The sequence below is a fragment of the Streptomyces sp. NBC_00637 genome, from assembly GCF_045161545.1.
Classification (GTDB): domain Bacteria; phylum Actinomycetota; class Actinomycetes; order Streptomycetales; family Streptomycetaceae; genus Streptomyces.
In genome coordinates this window covers 8,445,540-8,470,057 of the sequence record NZ_CP109046.1, presented here as the reverse complement: position 1 = coordinate 8,470,057, position 24,518 = coordinate 8,445,540, and the positions used below count along the sequence as shown (strand labels likewise).

The window sequence follows — 24,518 nt, the reverse complement described above, 5'->3', positions numbered from 1 at the left end:
TGAACGGGTGGGCGGGCGTGGGGTGTTCACCGCCGGCGCCGGGCGGTGGGCGCCGCGGCCTGGCCGGCGGTGAGAGGAGCGGTCGCCGGAGGGTCGGGGGCGGCGGCGGGTGCCTGCGGTGCAGCGGCCGGTGGGTCGGGTGCGGTGGCGGGTGTGTTCGGTGGGTCGGGTGCGGCGGCCGGTGGGTTCGGTGGGTCGGGTGCGGCGGCGGGTGGGTTCGGTGGGTCGGGTGTGGTGGCGGGTGGGTTGGGTGTGGTGGGGCGGCGTTGTCGCGTGCGGGGGCCGTGGGTGAGGCTGGGCGGGGCCGAGGCGGGTTCGCGCGGGGTGCGTAGGGCGGCGCGCAGGGCGCCGGGGTGCCAGGCGGCGGGCGGGGTGGTGTTTTGGTGCTGCTGGAGCAGGAGTGTCGCCGCGTGGGGGTCGGTGGTCGCGGCGGCCGCGATCCGGGCCGCGTACCGTGTGCCGGTCCGGGCGCGCAGGCCGGGCGGGCGGGCGGGGCCGGGCTGGGTGGGGTGCGGGCCGCGGGTGCCGGCCTGCCAGGCCGGGGCGATGCGGTGGGCGAGGGCCCGGCGCAGCCGGTGGCCCAGGCCCACGGCGGTTCCGTGGGCGGTGAGCAGGTGGTCCAGGACGAGGGCGCACTGCACGGCGAGTGTCATGCCGTGGCCGCGGGCCGCGGTGAGGTCGGCGAGGGCGTCGCCGACGACGAGGAACTGGTCGGGCCAGCGGCGCAGTTTCTCGTAGTGGTGCCAGCGGTTGCCGGTGCGGGCGCAGCCGTAGACCGGGCCGAGGGGTGTGGCGGCCTCGATGAGGTCGTGCAGCAGGGGGTGGGGCAGGGCGGCCGCGGCGTGCAGCAGGCTTGCGTGGTCGGCGGGCGGCGCGCCGGCGTCGGCGCAGCGGAGCGAGACCGTCCAGCGGCCGCCTTCGAGGGGGTCGAGGCTGCCTTGGCGGGGGTTGCCGGGCGAGGCCATGATCAGCAGGCTCTTCCAGTCGGCGACGTGGCCGACGGGCGGCGTGAACACGGCGGTGGCGTAGGAGGCGGGGGCGGCGGCGAGGGTGTGCGGGGGCGGCGGGTAGCCGAGTTCGGCCAGCCAGCGCAGGGCGTGCGAGGGGTGTCCGGAGGCGTCCACGACGAAGTCGGCGGCCATCAGGCGCCGCTTTGTCCAGCCGCCGGGTGCCTGCCGGTCCCGGGTGCGTGCCCACACGCCGGTGACGGTGTCGTCGCGGCCCTGGGCCAGGGCGACGGCCTCGTGTCCGGGCAGGAAGGCGATCTTGGGGTCGGCGCGCAGCCGGTCGCGTAGGACCGAGTCGGTCAGGTCGCGGCCGGCGCTGAGTATCGACAGGCCCGAGTCGAAGCGGGGCAGCCAGCCGCCGGGGCCGTACACCAGCATGTCCTGGGGGATGCGCACGCGGACCGCTCCGGCGCGGGTGAGGTCGCCGACGATGCCGGGGAAGAGCTGCTCCAGGCCCTGCTGGGCGGTGGTGGTGAGGCTGTGGGTGTGGCGGGCCTGGGGCAGGCCCCGGCGCCGCCCGGGCCCGCGGGGCAGCCAGTCGCGTTCGATGACGGTGACCCGGTCCATGAAGTTGGCCAGGGCCCGTGCCGCGGTGAGCCCGGCGAGGCCGGACCCGATCACGACGGCATGGCCGTGACCGCTTGCGTCGAGGTGCGCGTGTGGACTCAACTCGGCCGCCCCCCTTATGGGTTGTGTGTGCATCATGCGGGGTGCGGCCGTCCACGGGCAGGGCGCGTTCCGGCCCTCGCGGGCCCCCGCAGCACGCCGGCGCCGCCCCCCTCCCGCACCGGGGCGGCCCGCCGGCACGAGAGCGGCACGCCCGGCCGGAACCGGACGGGCGGCACGGGAGCGGACGGGCGGCACGGGAGCGGCACGCCCGGCCGGATCCGGACGGGCGGCACCCCTGATGGAGCGGGCGGGCGGGGGCCGGCCGACGCGGATACGCCGCAACGGCAGACGGCGGCCGGGCGTGGGGTGGGGAGAGGGGCCGCGGGTTCGCGTCGGCGTCGAGGACGACGCGGCCTCGCGCCGGCGACACGCGGACGGCGGGAGGGGGGCGGAGGGACGGTGGCTGTCACCGGCCTGGCCGTGATCGCCGATCCACACCAACTGCCTGGTCTTCCGCGGTCTTCCGCGGGTTGTTGCCGACAGCCTCGGCGGGGTCCATGCCCGTGACGAGACGTCAGGAAGACAGTCCCGCTCACTCATTTCCCCACCGCCCTGATGAGCGGAACAGCGGGCGCGAGGATGCGAGGGTTGTCGAAACGACGGGGAGGCGCAGTGAGTCTGGGAACCGTGGCGGTAACAGGGGCGGCGGGCAATATCGGTTCTGTGGTGCGGAAGGCGCTGCGGCGCGAGGCGGCACGCTTGATCTTGCTCGACCGCGTGCCGCTCCACCCGGAGGCCGGGAACGAGGAGGTGCACACCGTGGATCTGCGGGACGCCGCCGCCGTGGAATCGGCCCTCGTGGGAGCCGACCGTGTGCTTCACCTGGGTGGCGTGCCGGACGAGGCTCCTCTTCCGGACCTGCTCGAAGCCAACGTGCTCGGCACACACCACGTCCTGGAAGCGGCGCGGCGCACGGGAATCGAGCGGGTGGTGATGGCGAGCAGCAACCGTGTGACGGGCTTCTACCCCGCCGGACATCTCACCGGTTCACACCATCCGGTACGTCCTGACGGCCTCTACGGGGTGAGTAAAGTGGCCGTGGAGGCCCTCGGGCGGCTGTATGCCGACAAGTTCGGTCTGTCCGTGATCTGCCTGCGCATCGGCAGTTTCGAGCAGGTGCCTGCCGAACCCCGGCATCTGGCGACCTGGCTGAGCCCGCGCGACGCCGTCGGCTACATCCGGGCCGCGCTGGCCGCACCGCGCTCCACCCGCTTCGCCACGACGTACGCCGTCTCCGCCAACACCCGCCGCTTCTGGGAACTCCCCGACCCGGCGGAACTGGCCTACGTCCCCGTCGACGACGCCGAACTCCACGCCGCGCACATTCTTGGGGCAGATCTCCCAGCCGATCCGACCGCACCCCAGGCCGGCCCTTACGCACAGCCCGAATTCACCCTCAAGCACCTTCGGCCCTGACGCACAGAGCCATCGCACAGCACGCGCACTTCGCAGCACCTTTTGCGTGAGGAGCGGCGAGGAGGAGTGGGGATTGTCAGAGATCGTCTCAGAGATCGCCCTCACCACCGGCGCCTCACCGACGAAAACGACACCCTGCCGGCGGCCGCCCCGCCGGAACACCCACCGGCGGGGCGTTGCCGTCACACTTCGCCGGCATCGCGAACGCCGCCTTCGTCGGCATTTTCCACGCCGGGCAACAGGCGGGGGCCGGGTACTTCGTAGCAGGGGGTGACGGTGTCCGCATGTCAGAGACGGCTGGGCTGTCTCGTCTCAGGTTGCGAGGACAGGTTCTGAGAAGAACCCGCCTCGACAACAGGGAGCCGGTCACGGGCGAGCGGACGGCACATCAGAAGGTCGCCCTGATCACCGGGGCGGACAAGGGGACCGGTCGTGGGGTTGCCGAGCAACTCGCTGCGCTGGGCAGGGCGGTCCTGATCGGCGCCAGAGACCTGCGGCGCGGCGGGGAATCGGCTGCGGCGGTGCGTGCCGCCGGCCGCGACGCGCACGCGGTCGTCCCGGACGTCACCGACCAGGGTCCGCAGCAGGGCGGGCCAAGCGCAGTCCCCCACCGGCGCCCCCTCCCCCTGCGTGTCCGTAGCCGCCCGGACCTGTGCCTGCGGCACGGGCACGGACTCGTACCCGTGTGCGTGTGCAGGCCCGTGCCCGTGTGCGTGTGCAGGCCCGTGCCCGTGTGCGTGTGCAGGCCCGTGCCCGTGTGCGTGTGCAGGCCCGTGTGCGGGGGCGTGGTGGGGTGGGTCAGTGGGCGGGCGTGAGTCCTTGTCGCGGGGTGGGGGCCGGGCCGCCGGGTGTGCCCGGGCCGGCGGCGCCGGTGCTCTGCCCCGGGACGGCGGCGGTGCTCTGCCCCGGGACGGTGGCGCCGGTCTCTGGGTCTGGGTCGGGGACGGTGGCGGTGGTGGGGGTGGTGGTGTGCAGTGCGGCGCGGGCGATGGCGTCGGAGTCGGTGAGGGTGACGGAGTTGACGCCGGGGCGGATGCCCGCGGCGGTCACCCAGTGCACCGATTCGGTGGGCACCCCGAAGGCGAACCGGCGCGGGTGCGGCCGGCCCAGGGCGTCGATCAGGTGGAAGGGGCGGGGGGTGACGGCCAGTGCGTCGGTGTCGTGGCTGCCCGTGGGGCGGGTGGGGATGCGGTAGGTGGTGCACTGGCCGGTTTCCAGCAGGTGGCGCAGGAGCGGGTCGGCGGTGCGGGTGAGGGTGATCTCGGGCAGGCGGGCCTCGACGAGGGCGTCCACGGTGACGGCCGAGCCGGGTACCAGAGGTGAGCTGACGGTGTATCCGGTGGGGGTGGCGTCGACCTGGACGGCCGGTCCGACGACGTGCAGGACGCCGGCCTCGATCAGCGCGATCATCTCCTCGACGCGCCGGGCCGGCGGGCCGATGGACAGGTAGGCGTTGAGGGGGGTGTACCAGTGGTCCAGGTCGGTGCGGTGGGAGTCGCCGTGCAGGCCGCCGTGGTCGACGGCCAGGCGGATCTCGTTGCGCAGGTCGCGCAGGACGTCCAGGGCCGCCTTGCGGGGACCGCTGACATTGCCGCAGCGGGCTTCGGCGACGTCCTCGCGCAGGTGGTCCAGGAGCCAGCCGGTGAAGTCGTGGGGGCCGGTGAACTCCCGGTCACGGTAGGGGCGGGCGATCAGTTCCCAGTCCCAGCGGTCCTTCTCACCGATGCCGTAGGCGGCGATGACGGCGTCGGTGTGCTGGGGCCGGTCTGGGGCGGCGAGGTAGTCGTCCTGGAAGCGGCGGGCCCGCAGGGCGTAGCCGCGGGAGCTGAGCAGGGTGCGGTAGTAGACGGCCTCGACCTCGCGGGAGATCAGCGGCCACAGCTGCTCCTTGAAGTCCAGACCGCTGCTTTCGTGGGTGCGGCGCAGCCCGGTGACGCGCTCGGCGGTGAGCAGCAGCGGGGTGTGGCGGCCGTGGGGGCCTTTCTCGTTCTCGCCGCGGGCCTGGTAGGGCACGCCGCGCCGGGACGCGGCGTGGATGCGCGGTTCACGGCCGCAGGGGTGGTAGACGAGGCGGTTGCCGGCCCGGGAGAAGGTGCCGCCGCGGCCGGCGGTGAGCTGGGCGAGGTAGTCGAAGAAGTTCAGGCCCAGACCGCGCAGCAGAACCGGCCTGCCCGGGGCGAGGACGTCCAGATCGACGTCGGCGGGATTGGCCGGCGCGATATGGCGCGGCGCGCCCCGGCGGGCCGCCCGGGCGGTGGCATCACCTCCGGCGGTCTCGCCACGGACCGGGAGGTGTCCCTGACACAGGATCACCGCGTCCAGCCCGGCCAGCACACCCCCGCCGGCAAGCGTCACCCGCTGCAAAACCCCCACCCCCGCGCCCACCCCCGGGCCCGGGCCGGCACCCGAACCAGACACCACACCGCGCGCGGAGGCGGAATCTGAGCCTGCGCCAGAGGCAGAGGCGAGGCCTGAGGCCGCACCGGGGGCGGGAGTTGAGGCCGCACCTTGGATGGGGGCGGGGGTTGAGGCCGCGCCGTGGGTGGCGGTGGGGGTGGGGTGGTGGGGGTCGTCGTCGAGGGCGACGGCGAGGTGGGGGTGGAAGGTGACGGTCACCGCGGCGGGGGCGCCGTCGGTGACGCGCCGGTAGGCCCAGCGCAGGTAGTGGCCGTAGAAGGCGCGGGTGGGGTAGGTGTCGGGGCCCAGCCGGCGTGCTTCGGCGAGAGTCGCGGCCGGGTGACCGTCGCCGTACTCGCCCGCGAGGAGAGCGAGGGCCCACTGATGCAGGCTCGGTCCGGGTTCCAGGGGACCGCGCAGGTCCACGCTGGCGTCGGTGAACACCGATATCTGTCCGGCCACGGTATTCATGAGCAGGTGACGGGACTGGTCGGTACGCCACACCTTCCCTGCGCCGGGCGGGTAGGGGTCGACGACATGGATATGGACGGTGCTGCCCTCGGGCTGCGAGCGGACGTTGGCGCACAGCCGCTCGAGAACCGACAGTCCGCGCGGGCCCGCGCCGATCACGCACACAGAACGATGTCTCGTTGTCATGTTTCCTGTTTCTGCCGGGGTCGAGCAACAGAGCGAGGCATGCCAGCCCACAGACCCACGCGGCCGTGACGCCGCAAGACCGCGAGACCGTGACGCCGTGAGGCCGTGACGCCGCGGGCCCGCGGGGGCGCAGGTCTGCGGGGGCGCAGGTCTGCGGGGGCGCAGGTCTGCGGGATCGTGAGGCCGCGAGGACGCGGAACCGTGGGGCCGCGAGGCCGCGAGACCGCGACGCCGCAAGACCGTGAGGCCGCAAGACCGTGAGGCCGCAAGACCGTGAGGCCGCAAGACCGCGGAACCGTGAGGCCGCGAGACCGCGGAACCGTGAGGCCGCGAGACCGCGGAACCGTGAGGCCGCGAGGACGCGGAACCGTGGGGCCGCGAGGACGCGGGCCTATGGGCCGCGAGGCCGTAGGAGCGCAGAGCTGCGGAGACGCGAGGCCGTGGGGCCATGGGGCTGCGGGGCCGAGAGGCCACGGGGCCGTGGGGCTGCGGAGACGTGGGGCTGCGGAGACGTGGGGCTGCGGAGACGTGAGGCCGCGGGGCCACGGCGCCTTGGGGGCGTGGGGCCTTGGGGGCGTGGGGCCTTGGGGCCTTGGGGCCTTGGGGCCTTGGGGCCTTGGGGCCTTGGGGCCTTGGGGCCTTGGGGGCGTGGGGCCTTGGGGGCGTGGGGCCTTGGGGCCTTGGGGCCTTGGGGCCTTGGGGCCTTGGGGCCTTGGGGCTGCAGGATCGTGCAACTCGTACTGGTCCGGCGGCGGTTCGTATCCGGGCAGGCCCTACCGCGCGAAGGATGCCCCGTCCTCGCCAGCCAGCCGCCCTCGCCCGGGCCGCGGCAGGTCGGCGGCTGCGCGCCACAACCGTCCGGGGTCAGGGGCCTGGGGTCCAGATCCGGGAGTCCGGGGCCCGGGTCCGGGGCCCGGGTCCAGTTCCGGAGGTCCGGGTCCGGGTCCGGTCCGGGGTCCGGGGATCTGAAGTCCGGGTCCGGCCCGGGGTCCGGGGGTCTGGGGTCCGGGTCCGGTCCGGTCCGGGTCCGGGTCCGGTCCGGGTCCGGGTCCGGTCCGGTCCGGGTCCGGGTCCGGTCCGGGTCCGGGTCCGGTCCGGGTCCGGGTCCGGTCCGGGTCCGGTCCGGGTCCGGGTCCGGTCCGGGTCCGGTCCGGGTCCGGGTCCGGTCCGGGTCCGGTCCGGGTCCGGGTCCGGTCCGGGTCCGGGGATCTGGAGTCCGGGTCCGGTCCGGGGTCCGGGGGTCCGGGTCCGGTCCGGTCCGGGGGTCCGGGGGTCCGGGTTCCGGGCGGTGGGTTTGGCAGGGGTGCGCAGCGCGGAAGCGCGGTGAACGCGGGTGCCGGGCACAGGAGTTGACGCTCCGGACAGTGCCGGGCCGGTGTGCGGGCCGGGGGCGGGTGCCGGGGCGGAGCGGGGCGTCGTTGTGGTGGTGTGCGTGAAGTCCGCGACCACACGGCCCGGTTGCGCCCCGTCGTGGCCGGCGCCGCAGGTCGGCTGCCGGTCTGCCGGCCGGGTGCCCGCCGGGCGGTATGCGGGCGCGGCGGAAAACATTGGGAAACGCGGCACTGTGGGGTGCTGGAGTGGGTCTCGCCGGCGAGAAGGCGGCGGACGCGGTACCCGGCCGGCCGCACGCGAGCGGCTTTCGGGCAGGGGCAGCGCCCGGGAATAGTGACACGGGCGGCGACCCCACGCCAAGAGCCCCCCGAAGTGACGCAGGTCACCCGAGGGTATTCACGGGGTGCCGCGAAGCGGCACCGTGTGCCGCACGCCGCAGCCGGGTTCGGCACCGAACGGCTGCTGAGCGGCGGTGAATCGGCCGGCGCCCACCTCGGGGCCGTGACGCAGCTGCGCCTGCGCGACCGGCACCGCAAAACCGGCGCGTTCCGGACGGCCCACCTATCTCTTCGGCCCCTACGACCTGTCGATGACGGCGAGCCGGCGACCGTTCGCCTCCAAGCGGCTGCTGAACAACACCGACTCGTTTGAGCAACACCGACTCGTCGCGGCACGCCTATGAGCCGTTCACACCGGGCAGGGGCGGAGCAGCGCCGTGATCGTGAGGTCTCACCGCTGTTCGCCGGCCTCGCCGGTCTCCCGCCGGCCCGGATCGTCGTGGGGAGCGAGGATCCGCCAGGTGCCGTAGGCGGTGGACTTCCGCGACGGCTGGTCCATCGACGTCACCGACGGTGCCGCAGCCTTCGCCCGCGCCTTCCGCCGAGGGCCGCTGGGAGCACAAGATCCTGGACCACGCGGTGTCGCTGAGGGACGACGCCCTGTTCCTGGCCGGGCGGTGGCAGGCGGCAGACGCGCCCGTTCAGCTCGGTGTCGCCGCCGGGGCCGTGCATGGCTTCACGCTGTCCGCGCCGACCGTCACCGAGCGCGAACAGCGGCGCGAGCGGGACTTCCCCGTTCACCGCGCGACGGCAGCGTCGCCGGCGTGAACCGCACGGCCCGGCTGTACGCGCTGGCCGACGTTGCGCCCGGCCGGCGCCACGATGGCTGACGGTCGCGGCGCCGGCCGGGCGATTCGAGGTCGGCACGCGCACGGTGCAGCGCGACCCCCAGGTGCCGATGCAGACCGGCGCCCCCGCCCGGTCCGGACCGCCAGGATGGCGCCGCCCCGGTACACACCCCACCCGGGCGGAGCGGGGGCTGCTCGATCGACCCGGAGACGGCCCTGTCCCCATCCACCTTCACCGCCGATGAAGCCCCGGCGCCGGCCGCCCCCGCCGCCCCCGCCGCCGCCTGCACCCCGTACACCGGCGCGGCCCGCACGCCAGCCCAGAAGATCACCGCCTCGAAGACCGGCCCCGCCACCGCGGCGGCGCAGAAACCCGCCCCACGGACCGTCACACTGTCCCCGCCGGCCCCCACCCCGGCCCGCGCCGCAGTGGAACAAACCCTCACCACCCACACGGTGCTACGGCTGCCCCATCACGACGCGGCAGGACGCGAAAGCGACCGCGCGGCACAACCGCCCCCCACCGCTCGACACCGACGGCCAGCGCTACCTCATCGCCTGGTGCCGCACCCGACAGGCCGGCCGGGACTTGCGGCTGGACCACATCACAGCAGCGGCTCCCACCACCGGACAAACTCAGCCCCACAACCTGACTCGAACTGCTACGCGGCCCGGCCGCAACCGGCGCCGTGCTGCTACACGGCCCGGCCACAGCCGACGCCGTCCAACCCACCACGCTCGCCTCACTCCCCCGCCTTCAGCAAACAAACCGAAGCCACCACCCCGGTGAACCTCCACGCTCACGGCACCACGGCCTGTCCGCAAAACAGCGCCGACCGCCCCGAGGCCAGGGCCCGCGGCACCACGGCGTGTCCGCAAAACAGCGCCGGCCACCCGAGGCCAGGGCCCGCGGCGTCCGGTGCGTGTGACCGCAAGGCGCAGGGCCGCCCACGTACCGGGTGTCCGCGAGTGATCCCGACAACGCGGGTCTGGGCTACCCCCCTGGGGGAGCGCGTGCCGGGCGTCGCGAGCCAGGCGGGACATCGCGGACACGATCCCAACGGCCGCCGGCCGACGGCCGGCCGGCGGGCGGGTGGCGGGCGGCGGGTCAGTGGGCGGCGGCCGACGGGCGGCGGCCGGCGGGCGGGCGGCCGGCGGGCGGGCGGCCGGCGGGCGGGTGGCGGGCGGGTGGCGGACGGGCGGGCGGGTGGGCGGCGGGTCAGCGGGCGGGCGGCCAGCGGGCGGCGGGTGGCGGGCGGCGGGTCAGTGGGTCAGTGGGTCAGTGGGTCAGTGGGCGGCGGGGCAGCGGGCGGCGGGCCAACGGCCGGCGGGCGGCGGGGCGGCGGGGCGGCGGGGCGGCGGGGCGGCGGGGCGGCGGGTGGCAGGTGGCAGGTGGCAGGTGGCAGGTGGCGGACCAACGGCCGGCGGGTCAGCGGGCGGCGGGTGGCGGGTCAGCGGCCGGCGGGTCAGCGGGCGGCGGGTGGCGGGTCAGCGGCCGGCGGGCGGCGGGCGGGCGGCGGGTCAGTGGGCGGCGGCCGGCGGGCGGGTGGCGGGCGGCGGGTGGCGGGTCAGTGGGTGCGGGCGACCAGCCGGCGCTCACCCGCGACGGATACACCCGCCACCCCCGCGCCCGCGCCCGCGCCCGCGCCCGCGCCCGCTGCCGCCGGCGCCGCTGCCGTGGGCAGGGGTGTTTCGGCGCGGGCCATCAGGATCGAACGCTGAAGACGGCTCAGCGCCGCCGACGGCTCCAAACCCAGCTCCGACACCAGCGTCGTCCGCAGCCTGCGGTACACCTCCAGCGCCTCACTGCGCCGCCCCGAGCGGTGCAACGCCAGCATGAACTGACCGTGCACACTCTCATGCATCCGGTACCGGTTGACCATCACCGTCAGCTCCGGCAGCAACTCACGATGGCGCCCCAGCCGCAGATCCGCCTCGATCCGCTGGTCCAGCGCGCACAACCGGGCCTCCTCCAGCCGCCGCACCTCCATCTCGATACGCGCACCCGCCTGCACATCCGCCAGCGCCGACCCCTTCCACAACGACAACGCATCCGCCAGCAACCGCGCCGCACCCGCGAAATCCTCCGCGTCCACCGCCCGATACCCCGCACCCGCACGCCGCCCGAACTCCCGGAAATCCACCCTCCCCGACCCCACCACCAACCGGTAACCCCCCGGAACCGTCACCAGAACATCCTTCGCCGTACCAGCCATACCGGCCGTACCGGCCGTGTACCGCTCCTGCCCGCCCCGCGCCAACGCCGCCCCGATCAACTCACGCAACTGCAGCACATACGTCTGCAACGTCGTACGCGCACTCCGCGGCGGCACCACCCCCCACAACTCCTCCACCAACGCCGCCACCGGCACCGTCTGACCGGCATTCAACGCCAACAACGCCAACACCTGCCGCGGCTTCGGAGCCGTCGGCACCACCGACACCCCACCCACCCACACCGACAACGCACCCAGCACTTCGATGTCCACAAACTCCCCCATGAGTCCAGGCCACAGACCGCAACTCCCGGGCAACTACCACCACCCAGGCGCCCGGTGCTCTGTTTGTCACTCGAACCCCCCGATAAAAAAACAGCACAGTCGGTCTGTCAATCCCGGCCCGCCCCCACCCCACCACGACCACACAAACCAGCCACCCCCACCCCCACCCACCCCCCACCCCACCCCACCCCCGCCAGGACAAACCCCCAACCCCACACCAACCCCCACCCCCCACCCCCCACAGAACAGCCAAAACAAACACCCACCCAAAGTCCGAAAACACACGGCCAAAAAACAACCCACCCCCACCCCCACCCACCCCCAAACCACACCACCCCACCCAAAACCAGCCACCCCACCGGTCCACCAACCCACCACCACCCGACAACCACAACAGCAAAAACGGCGCCAACACACGACCACCCCAACCCAAACCGCCACAACCGCCTACGACCGCCACGCTTGATCTTGATGACTTGGCTTCCCTGGCACTTCAACTCCACTGCCTGGGACGCCCACTTGGTACTCTTTTCGATCATGCGAGCCCTCTTCCCAGGGTCCTTCGACCCGGTCACTCAAGGGCACCAGGACGCCCTCCGGCGCGCTGCCCTCTGCCCGGGCGGGGCTCTCCGAGCGCTACGACACGCAATCGGCGGGGGGCATCTCGCAGCCTGATGCACGAGGGTGAACTCGACCATGAGGAGCCGGGGTCGACATTCGCAGCGAACTGGAACCTGGACGACAGGTACCCGGGCCGAGCTGCCGGGCCGGGAGTTCTTCATGGACCTTCAGGGACCGACGGCAGGCTCTCCCGGGAACCGATGCCGCGGCGCGGCGGCGTCGGCGCGTGCGCGCCTCAACCCTCTCCGCCCTTCCCATCACGTCCCATCACTCCGCCCGGAACATCACTCAAGAATGGCTCTGAAATCGCTTGAGCTACGGCACGGAATGCCCCTCCCGCATCACGGCCGGCGGTCGTCGGCCCCCGGCCGGACCGTCCGTACGGTCCCCAAGACCCGCAGCTCCAGCGTCCCTCGTGGTTCAACGGATGATCACTTGAAAATCCTGGAGTACATCACTCCCTTTACCGTGCGAGCGGAGCTGCACCTTCCCGGTGGAAAGTAAACCGGCTGGTATGTATCTTCGGTTTCCGAGGGGGCTGCCCCTCGTTTTTCACGGCCGAGGCGGCTCAGGGGGAGCTATGTCTGCGAGCGCGTTCCGTATACACCGTGCGATATCCGGCGAAGTACAAGTACACACACAGGCCGGCGCGGTAGCGCCGCGGGGGTCCGGGGACGACGCCCTCCCGCCGAGCCTGACCACCACCGTGCCCAAGGAGTTCGTCCACCGCGCCAGCGTCGCCGAGGTCCTGCTCACCGACTGGGCGCGGGTGGAGGAGTCCCGCTTCACCGTCGCCGCCCAGTGGCCCCGCGGCCACAGCTTCTTCTCCGCCGTGGACGGTTGCCACGATCCGCTGATCGCCGCCGAGACGATCCGGCAGACCGGAATCCTGCTCGCACACGCCGAGTTCGGCGTGCCGCTGGGCCACCACCTGCTGGTGGAGGACCTGGACGTGCAGGTTCGGCCCCGTCACGTCCGGGTTGGCCTGGTACCGGCCTCCCTCGAGATCGACGTCCGCTGCTCGCAGGTCAGACGGCGCCGCGGCGGCGCCCTGACCGGCTGCCGCATCGCGGTGGAGATCTACCGTGAGGGCCACCTCGCCGCGACCGGGGGCGGCTCGTTCACCTGCATCGCGCCGGCCGTCTACCAGCGGCTCCGCGCCGCCCGGCTGACCGAGAACGCACAGTCCCGGACGCCGACCCTGAGCACCGCGCAGCCCCCGCAGAGCGTGGGGCGGACCTCGCCGGCGGACGTCGTGCTGTCACCGACCGGCCTGCCCGGCCGCTGGCAGCTGCGGGTCGACACCCGCCACCCCGTGCTCTTCGACCACCCCGTCGACCACGTGCCCGGCATGGTGCTCCTCGAAGCCGCCCGCCAGGCCACAGCCGCCACCCTTGGACGAGCCTGCCTGCCGCTCAGCATCACCAGCCAATTCCTGCGCTACACCGAACTCGACACACCCTGCACCATCGAAGCGCACCGCACCGCACCGCCGAACCCCGAAGACGGGGATACCGTCGAGGTCACCGCCGAACAGGACGGCGCCGCAGTATTCCGCTCCACCGTGACCATGGCCCCTCCCACCGAATAACCCCGTCGTCCCGCGTCCTGTGCTGCGGCCGGGTGCCGCGCCACGCGGGGCCGGGGCCGCGCCACCCCACGCCGGAACTGCCCGGCGCGCACCGCACGGGCGAGGCCCTCCGCACCAGGCGGGGCAGGCACGGCACACCCCTGCCCGGGCGAGCCAGGCGGGCGGACAGGCGGACAGGCGGACAGGCATGCGGCTACCCCGGGGCAGCTACCCGGGCGGGGCGAACGCCCCCAAATGATCTTCGGCCCACTGCGCGAAGGAACGCGCCGGACGGCCCGTCACCTCACGGACCGTGTCCTCGACCCCGGCCTTCGCACCCGCAAGCTGCCGCCCGGCACTGTGCAGGAGGGCCTCGGCGACCGGTGCCGGATAGCGCTCGGCCCAGGCTGCGAAGGCCTCCTCCGGGGTCAGTTCCACCAGACGCAGCCGGACCCCCAGGAGACGGCCCAGCTCCTCGCTCTGCTCGGCCGCGGTAAGCGCCTGCGGCCCCGTCAGGGTGTAGGCGCGCCCGGCGTGTCCTTCCTCGGTCAGCACCCGTACGGCGACCTCCGCGACATCGCGGGGATCCACACAGGCGTTGGGCGAGGCGGGGTACAGGGCGCGCACCGTGCGCTCGCCGCGCACCGAGGCCATCCATCCCAGCGCGTTGGACATGAACGCGCGCGGACGTAGCAGGGTCCACTGCAGACCGCAGCCGCGCACCTGTTCCTCGGCCTCCCGCTGCCAGCGGGTGAGGAAATCGTCGGCACCGGCGTCCAGGACCGCCGCCGCGGAAAGCTTCACCAGCCGCCGCACACCCGCCCGGCGCGCCGCGGCCGCGAACGTCGCGTCGTCGCCGCCCCCGGCACGATTGGTCACCACCAAGGCGGTGTGCACCCCCGCGAGCGCCCGGTTCAGCGACTGCGGGTCCTCGTAGTCGCCGGCCACGGTCTCGGCCGTCGGTGGCGCGCCCGTCACCCTCGCCGGATCCCTGGCCATGATCCGCAACCGCACCCCGGCCGGAAGCCGGCGCACCACTTCCCCGCCCACGGTTCCCGTGGCCCCCGTCACCAAAATCACGCCCACCACCCCACACCCACAGCCCACCCCGCGCGCGCACGGCCACCCGTAATCACCGTCCGCCTTCGCCCCGCGGCGCGCCCTGTCCCCCTTGAGCGCGACACCCCCCGCGCCCGTGCCCCGTCGCCGTGCATGACCGTCCCTCCCGCTCCCGCCGCGGCTTCCCGCGGTCTCCTTGAATCCGATACATCCGGGGATGCTGTATGAAAGACACCCCCTGTAATGTACGAACTGGACGGTTTTTTTACTGGGTCTCCGGGCTCACCGACAAGAAAGAGGCCGGGAATTGGTGAAGCAGGACCGGGCTATCCGTACCCGGCAGACGATCCTGACGGCGGCCGCCAAGGTCTTCGAGGAGCGCGGCTACCAGGCCGCCACGATCAGCGAGATCCTCACCACCGCCGGAGTGACCAAAGGCGCCCTGTACTTCCACTTCCCCTCCAAGGAAGACCTGGCCGAAGGCGTCATCCACGAACAGGACCACGACCTGCCCATCCCCCCACGCGCCTGCAGGATCCAGCAACTCGTCGACACCGTCGTCCTGCACGCCCACCGTCTGCGCACCGACCCTCTGGTCCGCGCCGGCGTCCGCCTCGCCCTCGACCAGCAGGCCCAGGGACTCGACCGCAGCGCCCCCTTCCACCGCTGGAGCAACGTCGGCACCACCCTCCTGCAACAGGCACAGGCGCAAGGCGAACTGATGCCGCACATCGTCCCCGCCGAAACCGCCGACGTCCTCGTGGGCTCCTTCGCCGGCATCCAGGCCATGTCCCAAGCCCTCACCAACTACCAAGACCTCCCTCACCGCGTCACCACCCTCCTGCGTCACACCCTCCCCAGCATCGTCGTCCCTTCCGTCCTCGCCGCCGTCGATATCACCGAATCCAGAGGCCCCCACGTCCACAACGAACTCCAGAACCAGCCCGCACCCACCCACTAACGCCCCGCGCTCCTCACCCCTCACCCCACCACCAAGACAGGCCCACCCTCCCGCCATCAGTCCGCCACCGCCACCGACTCCCCCGCCACCACACCAGACGTCAGCTCCCCCGCCGCCTCGACGCGTTCACCAGGGCCCAGGTACGCCTGCAGGGCGGCGTCCAGTTCGCCGCCCTCCGCCGCCCAGCCCGCGTACCCGTCCGGGCGTATCAGCAGCGCCTCGCAGTCGAGTTCGGCCACCGGCTCGGCCCGCACCACCCGGATCAGCCCGGACCACGCCCGCACCTGCGCCGCGTAACGGCCCGCCCGCTCCCCGAAGAGCAGCAGCAGCGGCCGCCCCTCGCCCAGCAGACCGGCGACATCGGTACGGTCCTGCCCCGCACTCAGCACCACATTGGGCACGAACCGTCCCTCCCACGGCGAGGCGTCGGCACCGCGCGCGGGCAGCACCGTGTCCTGGGCACTGACCATCGACGCCAGGACCGCGCCCTCCGCCCCGCCCCGCGCCATCAACTCCCCGAACAGGTTCCGCAACGGGTCCAGCTCCGGGTCCGGACGCATCAGCGCCAGCTGTGCGCGCGTGTGATCGATGACCCGTCGCGCGGCCGGCCGGCGCTCCGCGCCATAGCTGTCCAGCAGGCCCTCGCCCGCGGCTCCCCGCACGGTGAAGGCCAGTTTCCAGGCCAGGCCGACCGCGTCCAGCAAGCCTGTACTCAACCCCTGCCCCCCGATGGGGAAATGCACATGCGCCGCATCCCCCACCAGCAGAACCCGCCCCTTCCGGTAGGACGAGGCCAGTCGGGAGAAGTCGCTGAACCGGCTCAGCCACCGCGGTCCGCCCATCGCGATGTCCCGCCCCGCGAGGAAGGACACCTCCGCGCGCAGCTCTTCCAGGCCCAGCGGCGCGTGCCGGTCCGGATGCGCACCTGAACAGTTCAGCGTCCGCAGACGCGTCACACCGTCGCCGGCGTCCTTGGCCAGGATCCAGCCCCGCGCCGTGCGGTGCCAGCCCGGCCGCAACGCGTCCACCCGCTCCAGCCGCACATCCCCCGCCAGCGCCGACACCGTCGCCGGCCACGTCCGCGAAGCGAAACCGGCCAGCTCGCGCACCACACTGCGCGCACCGTCCGCCCCCACCACGAAATCGGCATCGAAGGCCATCAGCCCGTCCGGCCCCGCGGCCTCGACCCGCACGCCGTCCGGCCCTTCCTCCACCCCGTGCACCCGGTGCCCCCGCCGAACGTCGACACCCGCACCCCTGGCGCGTACCTCCAACAACCGTTCCAGATCCGCCTGAACACACTTCACGACCGCAACCGGCTCCCCCGCCGGTACCTCGATCTCCAACCCCGCCATCCCCGCGAAATGAAATGCGCTTCCCCCCGACACCCCACCCGCACGCGGGAGTTGCCCCGCTCCGGCACCCAGTCCCGCGCCGGTGCTCCGCCCGGCATCGGGTCCCGCGTCCGCGAGGACACCGAGATAGCCGCGCCGGGACAGGCACTGGACCGTCCGCGCATGCAGCGTCGTCGCCCTCGGCTGTCCACTCACCTCCTCACGCGCCTCGAGCACCACCGTCTCCACCCCGAACGCAGCCAGCTCACACGCCAACAGCAACCCCACTGGTCCCCCACCCACCACCACGACCCGCGCCCGCACAACCCCCGTCATCACCCGAAACCCCCTCGTCCTCGCCCTCTGCCGGCACCACCCGACAGGCGGCGCCCCCGCCCCGCGGCACACGCACGCGCGCACGCGACGTTCGAACAGCGGAAAATATACCGGACAGACGGTTCCTCGCCGGGGCGCACAATCGCGCCCAGCCGACCCCACGCGTTCCGCCCGGTGATCCCGGTCGACATGGCGGCGTGAAACCTCCCGGCGTCTGTGGTGACTTCGGGCGAGCAGGCCCGCGAGGACGTGGCCGGTGCCGCGTTCCTTGGGCGTTCCCGATCCTGCCCGCGGTGTTGGTGTACCGCCGCTGGACTCCCACGGTGTCGGTGCCTTTCTTCACGTCGCCGGTCTCGTCGACCACCAGCACCGTCGGCGTCATCGTGCAGATGCTCCACCACGTGGACACCCACCTCGTCGCGGACCTGGTCGGCATCCCACTTCGCCCTCCCGACCAGCAGGCAGGGTCTACGCTGTGACCTGCGGCCACCGCATGATCGTTCGTCTTCGCACACCGATGATCAACGGTGGCCACACCCGTCTCCACACCGCGTCAGGTCGCGCAGCGTCTGCCTGCCGTCCTGTGTATCGGAGGGCTTGTGCAACGTGGCGAAGTCTGGTGGGTCCAGTTCGACGAGCGCAGGTTGGTCGTAGTGCTGTCAGGAGACGACGCGTCCGGGTTCCAGGTGATGCAGGTCGTCGCTCCGGCGGGCTTCGACATCAGCGATCTGGGCATCGAAGTGCCGGTCGGCGCCGGTGAAGGGCTGCCGCTCGAAGGTGTGTTGCGGCTGGCGTTTCCGCGTCCGGGCTTCACCCCGTGCACGTGGCTGACCACCGTGTCCCGGGACGACCTCATGGAGCGGGCGACCGTCCTGTCCTCCAGGAAGCTCAGCGAGATCGACGATGCCCTCCGACTCGCGGAACAAGCACAGGAGCCGACCCCGGCAACGACCGCGAAGCTCAGCGAGATGAGGGACGCCCTCCGTCGCGGTGAACTCGGGTAGACGGAGGAGGAGCCGACCCGCGACGGCATGGGCGATCCCGGACGAGATGATCCCCGCTGGACACCTGCCGCCTCGGCGACCTCACCATCGAGACCACGCCGATCGAGTACAGGTCGAACGCGCTGCGCGCCATCAGGGGACCTCGGGGCCCTGGTACTCGCTCATCGCGTCGATGAGCCAGCGGGCCAGGTAGTCGGCGAACGAGGACCGCGGGAACAGCCGGTACGTGGGCGTGTCGTCGACCTGCCAGAGCAGCACCGCCACGGGGCCCACCGTCGTCGACACCGCCCGGCCCGGTGCGAAGGACCGGGGATGCAAGTCCAGCGGGCAGCCCTTCTCCAGCACCTGCCGGGCGGCCGGGCCGCTCAGCTCCAGCGTGGTGCGGTTCGCCGAGACGTGCACGACGGAGCCCGGGTCCGTGCCGAGGGCCTCCCGCAACTCGGCGGTCACAGCGCCGGCTTCGGTCTGGGACAGCACGAGCCACTCGTCGGGGCCGAGCCAGGCGACCGTGCAGGAGCCGGTCGTCGTGGTCTGGCCGCACTCGCTGGGGAGGGGCGCGCCCCAGGTCTTCCCGATGCGGTCGGCCGCTTCGGAAGCGGGGGCGACCCGCAGGTTCACCATGGTGACGAACGGCCACTCGGTCAGCGTGACGCCGCGGTCACCGGTGACCGTGGCGGCGCGCATCCTGCCCGCCAGGTGCGCCAGCGGGCTCACCCGTGCGTCGATCGTCGGCTCAGCCATCTCGCTTGGTCCCTTCGGGGTCGTACAGGACGAAGTCGGTCACCTCGACGGGCACCAGGGTCTCCCCCACCGGGGCGAGCAGGATCTGGCCTTTCCTCGCCTGCCCGTCGGCGACGAGGGCGAGGGCGAAGGGGCGGCCGAGGGCCGGGCTGTGGTAGCTGGAGGTGACGTGGCCGAGCATCGGCACCGGCCCGGCCTCGGGGGTGATCGGCACGTCCTCTGCGACGAGTTGGGTTCCCTCGGGCAGCCGGGTCGTGCGGTCCGTCGGCAGCAGGCCGACCAGCTGCTTGCGGTCGGTGCGTGAGGTGTCGGCGCGTGAGTACGACCGCTTGCCGACGAAGTCCTTCTGCCGCGAGACGACCCAGCTCATGCCCGCGTCCTGCGGGGTGACCGTGCCGTCGGTGTCCTGACCGACGATGATGTAGCCCTTTTCGGCGCGCAGGACGTGCATGGTCTCGGTGCCGTACGGGGTGATGCCGTACCGCCGGCCCGCCTCGTGGACCTGCTCCCAGACGGCCAGGCCGTACCAGGCGGAGACGTTGATCTCGTAGGCGAGTTCACCGGAGAAGGAGATCCGGCAGATGCGGGCGGGGATCCCGGAGGCCAGGGTGGTCTCGCGGAAGGCCATGAAGGGGAACGCCTCGGCGGACAGGTCCACGTCCGGCGCCAGTCGGGACACGACCTGGCGCGACTGCGGGCCGACGACCGCGATGGTCGACCACTGTTCGGTCACCGATGTGCAGTGGACGTCGAGTTCGGGCCACTCGGTCTGGAGCCACTCCTCCAGCCAGTCGAGGACGCCGGCGGCGCCGCCGGTCGTGGTGGTCATGAAGTACCGGTTGTCGTCGAGTCGCAGCGTCACGCCGTCGTCGAAGATCATGCCGTCGGGCTTGCACATCACGCCGTACCGGGCGAGGCCGGGCTTGAGCTTCTTGAAGGCGTTGGTGTAGACGCGGTTGAGGAACTCGCCCGCGTCCGCGCCCCAGATCTCGATCTTGCCGAGAGTGGAGGCGTCCATGAAGGCCACCCCTTCACGGGCCGCCCGGCACTCCCGGGCCACGGCCGTGTCCATGTCCTCACCGGGCAGGGGGAAGTACCGGGGGCGCTTCCACTGGCCGACGTCCTCGAACTGCGCGCCGTGCGCGACGTGCCAGCCGTGGAGAGAGGTGGTGCGCTCCGGGTCGAACAGCTCGCCGCGCTCCCGGCCGGCGAGGGCGGCGAAGGCGATCGGCGTGTACGGCGCCCGGTAGGCCGTGGTGCCGATCTCTCCCAGTGAGCCGCCGAGGGCCTCCGCTATCACACCGATCGCGTTGACACCGGAGGTCTTGCCCTGGTCGCCCGCCGTGCCGAGCGAGGTGTAGCGCTTGACGTGCTCCACGCCGCGCATGCCCGCGTTGGTGGACCGCCAGACGTCGGCGACGGTGACGTCACGCTGGAGGTCGACGAAGTGGGTGTCCCAGGTGCCGGGTTCGCCGTCGGGGGCGGGCACCAGCCACAGGGCGCGGGTCGGGCCTGCGGACCGCGCGTGGGCGGGTGCCGGTACGGCGACCGGGAACCCGGCCTCCGTCGCCGCCAGCGCACCGGCTCGCGCCCCTTCGGCCAGACAGCCGTCGAGGTCGTACGTGCCGCGTGCCGCACCCACGACCTGCTGGTCCCGTACGGTCCCGTCGGGGACGAAGGCGACCAGGTCCTCGTCCCAGCGGAGCCGGCCCTGGCGCTGGCTGTGCAGGTGCACCACCGGGCTCCAGCCGCCCGAGACGGCGAGCAGGTCGCAGTCGAACGTGTGCTGTCCACCCGCGAGTCGGCCGTCCTCGTCGAGGGCCTGGACGGTGACGCCGGTGAGCCGGCCGCTGCCCCTCGTGTCGACCACGGCGCTGCCCGTCAGCACGCGGGCCCCGGTCGCCACGGTGACCTCGGCGGCGCGGTGGGACAGTTCGGGGCGTGCGTCGACGACGGCGGCGATGGCGATGCCGGCGGCGTGGAGGTCGGCGACCGTGTCGTAGGCGCTGTCGTTGTTCGTGCTGACCACGGCGCGCGAACCCGGGGCCACGGCGTACCGGTTGAGGTACGAGCGGACGGCCGCGGCCAGCATCACCCCGGGCCGGTCGTTGCCCGCGAAGACCAACGGGCGCTCGTGCGCGCCGGTCGCCAGGATCACCTGGCGGGCCCGGATGTGCCACAGCCGCTGGCGCGAGACACCGGTGGACGGCTCGGGGGCGTCGGCTCCGAGGTGGTCTGTGCGCCGCTGGAGGGCGAGTACGTAGTTGTCGTCGTACGAGCCGAACGCCGTGGTGCGCTGGAGGACGACGACCTCGGGGGCGGCGTCGAGTGCCGCGCGGACCTCGGCGACCCAGGCGAGGGCGGTCTGGGCGCCGACGGTCTCGGTGCACCCGGAGAGCAGCGAACCGCCGGGCTCGGGCTGGTCGTCGAGGAGGATCACGCGGGCGCCGGAACCGGCGGCAGCCGCGGCGGCGGTGAGCCCGGCCGGTCCGGCGCCGACGACCAGGACGTCGGTGTGGACGTACTTCTTGTCGTAGAGGGCGGGGTCCGGGTTCGGGTCGAGCCGGCCCATCCCGGACAGCGTCGTGGCCGACAGTCCGTCGTGCAGCTCCACGGCCGTCGCCGGCACCATGCCCTCCGAGCACGAACCGCCCAGCTGCAGCAGGGCGTTGGGCTCCTCGACACCTGCGGCGACGAGACCGCGCGGGCGGCCGCGGTAGATCGACGGGGCGACTTCGACGAGTCCGTTCGCCAGCATGGCCGAGGCGACGGTGTCGCCGGGGTGCCCGGTCAGTTCCCGCCCGTCGACGGTGAACCGCAGCGTGGTGCCACGGTCGACGCGGCCTCCTTGCCGGAGCCGGAATCGCTGGTCGGTCATCGGTTCCCTCCGGCCTGGGGCAGTGCGGGGCGGGGCTCGTCGAGCCGGTAGGCGGCGAGCACCTCGTAGGTGGCGGTGTCGCGCAGGACGTTGAACCAGCGGCGGCAGCCGGTGCTGTGCATCCACCGTTCGGCGAAGGGGCCCTTGGGGCTGTCGCGGTAGAAGACGTACTCGGCCCACTGCTCGTCGGTGAGGTCGGCGGGATTCTCGGGGTAGGGGACGTGGGCCTGTCCGCCGTAGTGGTACTCGGTCTCGTTGCGCGGACCGCACCATGGGCAGGTGATCAGCAGCATGGTGTCCTCCTCAGTGGGCCACGGCCGCTGCGCCGTGTTCGTCGATCAGGGCGCCCGTGGTGAAGCGTTCGAGGGCGAAGGGGGCGTTGAGCGGGTGCGGTTCGCCCGTGGCGATGGTGTGCGCGAAGGTCCAGCCGGCGGCCGGGGTGGCCTTGAACCCGCCGGTGCCCCAGCCGCAGTTGACGTAGAGGTTCTCGACGGGGGTGGCGCCGATGATCGGGGAGGCGTCCGGGCTGACGTCGACGATGCCGCCCCAGGTCCGCAGCACATGGGCGCGGGCGAAAATCGGGAACAGTTCGACGGCGGCCGCCATCTGGTGTTCGATCACGTGGAAGGAGCCGCGCTGTCCGTAGCCGGTGTACGAGTCGACGCCCGCGCCCATCACCAGTTCGCCCTTGTGGGCCTGGGAGACGTAGACGTGCACGTGGTTCGACATCACCACGGTGGGGTGCACCGGCTCGTGCAGCTCGGAGACCAGCGCCTGGAGCGGGTGGGACTGCACGGGCAGCCGGAAGCCGGCCCGTTCGGCCAGCACGCCGCTGTGTCCGGCGGCCGCGAGGCCGACCCGTCCGGCGTGGATGCGGCCGCGGTCGGTCTCGACACCGACGATCCGGTCGCCGTCCTTGAGGAAGCCGGTGACCTCGCAGCCCTGGATCAGCTCCACGCCCAGCTCGTCGGCGCGGCGGGCCAGCGCCCAGGCGACGTGGTCGTGCTTGGCGATGCCGGCGCGGGGCTGGAAGGTGCCGCCGAGCACCGGGTAGCGGGTGTGGGGCGAGATGTTGACGATCGGGCAGACCTCGGCGACCTCGTCCGGTGCGAGCCACTCGGCGTCGACGCCGTTGAGGCGGTTGGCGTTGACGCGCCGCATGCCCTCGCGGACGTCCCCGAGGGTGTGGGCGAGGTTGAGGACGCCGCGCTGGCTGAACAGGAAGTCGTAGCCCAGCTCCTCGGGGAGTCCCTCCCACAGCTTCAGCGCGTACTCGTAGATCGCCGCGCTCTCGTCCCACAGGTAGTTCGAGCGGATGATCGTGGTGTTGCGGGCCATGTTGCCGCCGGCCAGCCAGCCCTTCTCCAGTACGGCGACGTTGGTGATGCCGTGGTTCTTGGCCAGGTAGTAGGCGGTGGCCAGGCCGTGGCCGCCGGCGCCGATGATGACGACGTCGTACGAGGAGCGCGGTTCGGGGTTGCGCCAAAGGAAGTCCGGGTGCTCCGGCAGCGGCGTGCTGGTCATGCCGCGCCTCCGTTCAGGTGGGGCAGGTGGGGATAGAGGGGGAAGGCGGCGGCGAGTTTGGCGACCCGGTCGCTCAGCAGGGCAGCGCGCTCGTCGCCGAGCTGCTCGTCCGTGAGTGCCCGGGCGATGATGTCGGCGACCTCGCGGAACTCCGCCTTGCCGAAGCCCCGGGTGGCCAGGGCGGGGGTACCGATCCGCAGGCCGGAGGAGATCATCGGCGGGCGGGGGTCGAACGGCACGGCGTTGCGGTTGACGGTGATGCCGATGCGGTGCAGGCGGTCCTCGGCCTGCTTCCCGTCGAGCGCGGAGTTCCGCAGGTCGACGAGGACCAGATGGACTTCGGTGCCGCCGGTCAGCACCGTGATGCCGGCCTCGGCCACGTCGTCGGCCAGCAGCCGGCCGGCGAGGATGCGGGCGCCGTCCAGGGTGCGCTGCTGACGCTCCTTGAACTCCGTACTCGCCGCCGCTTTGAAGGCCACCGCCTTCGCGGCGATGACGTGCTCCAGCGGGCCGCCCTGCTGGCCCGGGAAGACCGCGGAGTTGATCTTCTTGGCCAGGGCTGCACGGCTGAGGACGACCCCGCCGCGCGGGCCGCCGAGGGTCTTGTGGGTGGTGGTCGTCACGACGTCGGCGTAGGGCACCGGGTTGGGATGAAGACCCGCCGCCACCAGACCGGCGAAGTGCGCCATGTCCACCATCAGATAGGCGCCCACTTCGTCGGCGATGCGCCGGAACGCGGCGAAGTCCAGCTGCCGGGGGTAGGCGGACCAGCCGGCGACGATCATCTTGGGCCGGTGCTCGCGTGCGAGTTTCTCGACCTCGTCCATGTCGATGCGCAGATCGGATTCGCGCACGTGGTACGGCACGACGTCGTACAGCTTGCCCGAGTAGTTGATGCGCATGCCGTGGGTGAGGTGGCCGCCGTGCGCCAGGTCGAGGCCGAGGATCGTGTCGCCGGGGTCGAGGAGCGCGAACATCGCGGCCGCGTTGGCCTGTGCGCCGGAGTGCGGCTGCACATTCGCGGCCTCGGCGCCGAACAGCTCCTTGACCCGGTCGATGGCCAACTGCTCGACGACGTCCACGTGTTCACAGCCGCCGTAGTAGCGGCGACCCGGGTAGCCCTCGGCGTACTTGTTGGTCAGGACAGAACCCTGGGCCTCCATGACGGCGACCGGAGCGAAGTTCTCCGAGGCGATCATCTCGAGGGTCGACTGCTGACGGTGCAGCTCGGCGTCCACAGCCGCGGCGACCTCCGGGTCGAACTCGCCGAGCGGGAGGGAGAGGGGGGAGGTGACCGCGGTGGTCGACGGGCTCGTTGCCATCTGTGCACCCTCCTGAGAGCCAACTAATGAATTCTTGATATATCAGCTTGCACGGTAAGGTAT

General features: G+C 72.7%; 16 protein-coding genes and 1 pseudogene. 6 read left to right on the top strand and 11 right to left on the bottom strand.

Translation table 11 applies throughout. The annotated features are described in order from the left end of the window. Nucleotides 1-26 precede the first annotated feature (26 nt). Nucleotides 27-1,676: an FAD-dependent oxidoreductase gene (locus OG440_RS37475; protein ID WP_406004795.1), complete on the bottom strand. Its 1,650-nt coding sequence runs from the start codon at nucleotides 1,674-1,676 to the stop codon at nucleotides 27-29. Nucleotides 1,677-2,231: 555 nt separating this feature from the next. On the opposite strand from OG440_RS37475, the gene OG440_RS37470 reads away from it, so the two are divergent. Both OG440_RS37470 and OG440_RS37465 read left to right on the top strand, forming a co-directional pair. After that, nucleotides 2,232-3,092, top strand: a complete 861-nt coding sequence (locus OG440_RS37470; RefSeq protein WP_406011203.1) for an NAD-dependent epimerase/dehydratase family protein — start codon at nucleotides 2,232-2,234, stop codon at nucleotides 3,090-3,092. Between the two features lie 284 nt (nucleotides 3,093-3,376). Then, the gene (locus OG440_RS37465) at nucleotides 3,377-3,907 is read left to right on the top strand and encodes an SDR family NAD(P)-dependent oxidoreductase (RefSeq protein WP_406004797.1); all 531 of its coding nucleotides are present in this window, start codon (nucleotides 3,377-3,379) and stop codon (nucleotides 3,905-3,907) included. Here the strand turns inward: OG440_RS37465 and OG440_RS37460 are convergent. Beyond that, complete coding sequence (locus tag OG440_RS37460) at nucleotides 3,891-6,146, bottom strand: FAD/NAD(P)-binding protein (protein WP_406004798.1); 2,256 nt, start codon at nucleotides 6,144-6,146, stop codon at nucleotides 3,891-3,893. The two genes, OG440_RS37465 and OG440_RS37460, sit on opposite strands and share 17 nt — an antisense overlap. A gap of 2,183 nt (nucleotides 6,147-8,329) precedes the next feature. On the opposite strand from OG440_RS37460, the gene OG440_RS37455 reads away from it, so the two are divergent. Beyond that, nucleotides 8,330-8,584 (top strand): hypothetical protein, encoded by a 255-nt coding sequence (locus OG440_RS37455; RefSeq protein WP_406004799.1) that lies wholly within the window; start codon nucleotides 8,330-8,332, stop codon nucleotides 8,582-8,584. A gap of 1,588 nt (nucleotides 8,585-10,172) precedes the next feature. Here OG440_RS37455 and OG440_RS37450 read toward each other — a convergent pair. Next, nucleotides 10,173-11,093: a BTAD domain-containing putative transcriptional regulator gene (locus OG440_RS37450; protein WP_406011202.1), complete on the bottom strand. Its 921-nt coding sequence runs from the start codon at nucleotides 11,091-11,093 to the stop codon at nucleotides 10,173-10,175. Nucleotides 11,094-12,432: 1,339 nt separating this feature from the next. Between OG440_RS37450 and OG440_RS37445 the strand changes: the two genes are divergently transcribed. Further along, nucleotides 12,433-13,317: a ScbA/BarX family gamma-butyrolactone biosynthesis protein gene (locus OG440_RS37445; RefSeq protein WP_406011201.1), complete on the top strand. Its 885-nt coding sequence runs from the start codon at nucleotides 12,433-12,435 to the stop codon at nucleotides 13,315-13,317. 207 nt (nucleotides 13,318-13,524) lie between these two features. On the opposite strand, the gene OG440_RS37440 is transcribed toward OG440_RS37445, so the two are convergent. Beyond that, a complete protein-coding gene (locus OG440_RS37440) occupies nucleotides 13,525-14,376 on the bottom strand; it encodes an NAD(P)H-binding protein (protein WP_406011200.1) in 852 nt (283 codons plus the stop codon). Between the two features lie 286 nt (nucleotides 14,377-14,662). Between OG440_RS37440 and OG440_RS37435 the strand changes: the two genes are divergently transcribed. Continuing rightward, nucleotides 14,663-15,316, top strand: a complete 654-nt coding sequence (locus OG440_RS37435) for a ScbR family autoregulator-binding transcription factor (protein ID WP_406011199.1) — start codon at nucleotides 14,663-14,665, stop codon at nucleotides 15,314-15,316. A gap of 56 nt (nucleotides 15,317-15,372) precedes the next feature. Here the strand turns inward: OG440_RS37435 and OG440_RS37430 are convergent, their stop codons facing one another. Both OG440_RS37430 and OG440_RS37425 read right to left on the bottom strand, forming a co-directional pair. Next, nucleotides 15,373-16,986, bottom strand: a complete 1,614-nt coding sequence (locus OG440_RS37430) for an FAD-dependent monooxygenase (protein WP_406011198.1) — start codon at nucleotides 16,984-16,986, stop codon at nucleotides 15,373-15,375. Between the two features lie 268 nt (nucleotides 16,987-17,254). Next, nucleotides 17,255-17,444, bottom strand: a pseudogene (locus OG440_RS37425) (transposase); the annotation flags it as partial. A 141-nt stretch (nucleotides 17,445-17,585) separates the two neighbouring features. On the opposite strand from OG440_RS37425, the gene OG440_RS37420 reads away from it, so the two are divergent. Further along, nucleotides 17,586-17,990: a type II toxin-antitoxin system PemK/MazF family toxin gene (locus tag OG440_RS37420; protein WP_406011571.1), complete on the top strand. Its 405-nt coding sequence runs from the start codon at nucleotides 17,586-17,588 to the stop codon at nucleotides 17,988-17,990. Nucleotides 17,991-18,122: 132 nt separating this feature from the next. On the opposite strand, the gene OG440_RS37415 is transcribed toward OG440_RS37420, so the two are convergent. From OG440_RS37415 to glyA, 5 genes are read right to left on the bottom strand one after another with little or no spacing between them, the layout of a single operon-like run. Next, nucleotides 18,123-18,731: a sarcosine oxidase subunit gamma gene (locus OG440_RS37415; RefSeq protein WP_406011197.1), complete on the bottom strand. Its 609-nt coding sequence runs from the start codon at nucleotides 18,729-18,731 to the stop codon at nucleotides 18,123-18,125. Beyond that, the gene (locus tag OG440_RS37410) at nucleotides 18,724-21,609 is read right to left on the bottom strand and encodes a sarcosine oxidase subunit alpha family protein (protein ID WP_406011196.1); all 2,886 of its coding nucleotides are present in this window, start codon (nucleotides 21,607-21,609) and stop codon (nucleotides 18,724-18,726) included. Before OG440_RS37410 ends, OG440_RS37415 begins: the two co-directional genes overlap by 8 nt. Beyond that, nucleotides 21,606-21,902: a sarcosine oxidase subunit delta gene (locus tag OG440_RS37405; protein ID WP_406011195.1), complete on the bottom strand. Its 297-nt coding sequence runs from the start codon at nucleotides 21,900-21,902 to the stop codon at nucleotides 21,606-21,608. The genes OG440_RS37410 and OG440_RS37405 overlap by 4 nt, the downstream gene beginning before the upstream one ends. A gap of 10 nt (nucleotides 21,903-21,912) precedes the next feature. Further along, entirely contained in the window at nucleotides 21,913-23,133 is a 1,221-nt protein-coding gene (locus OG440_RS37400) for a sarcosine oxidase subunit beta family protein (RefSeq protein WP_406011194.1), read from the bottom strand. Then, the gene (glyA, locus tag OG440_RS37395) at nucleotides 23,130-24,455 is read right to left on the bottom strand and encodes a serine hydroxymethyltransferase (protein ID WP_406011193.1); all 1,326 of its coding nucleotides are present in this window, start codon (nucleotides 24,453-24,455) and stop codon (nucleotides 23,130-23,132) included. The genes OG440_RS37400 and glyA overlap by 4 nt, the downstream gene beginning before the upstream one ends. Between the last annotated feature and the right edge of the window lie 63 nt (nucleotides 24,456-24,518).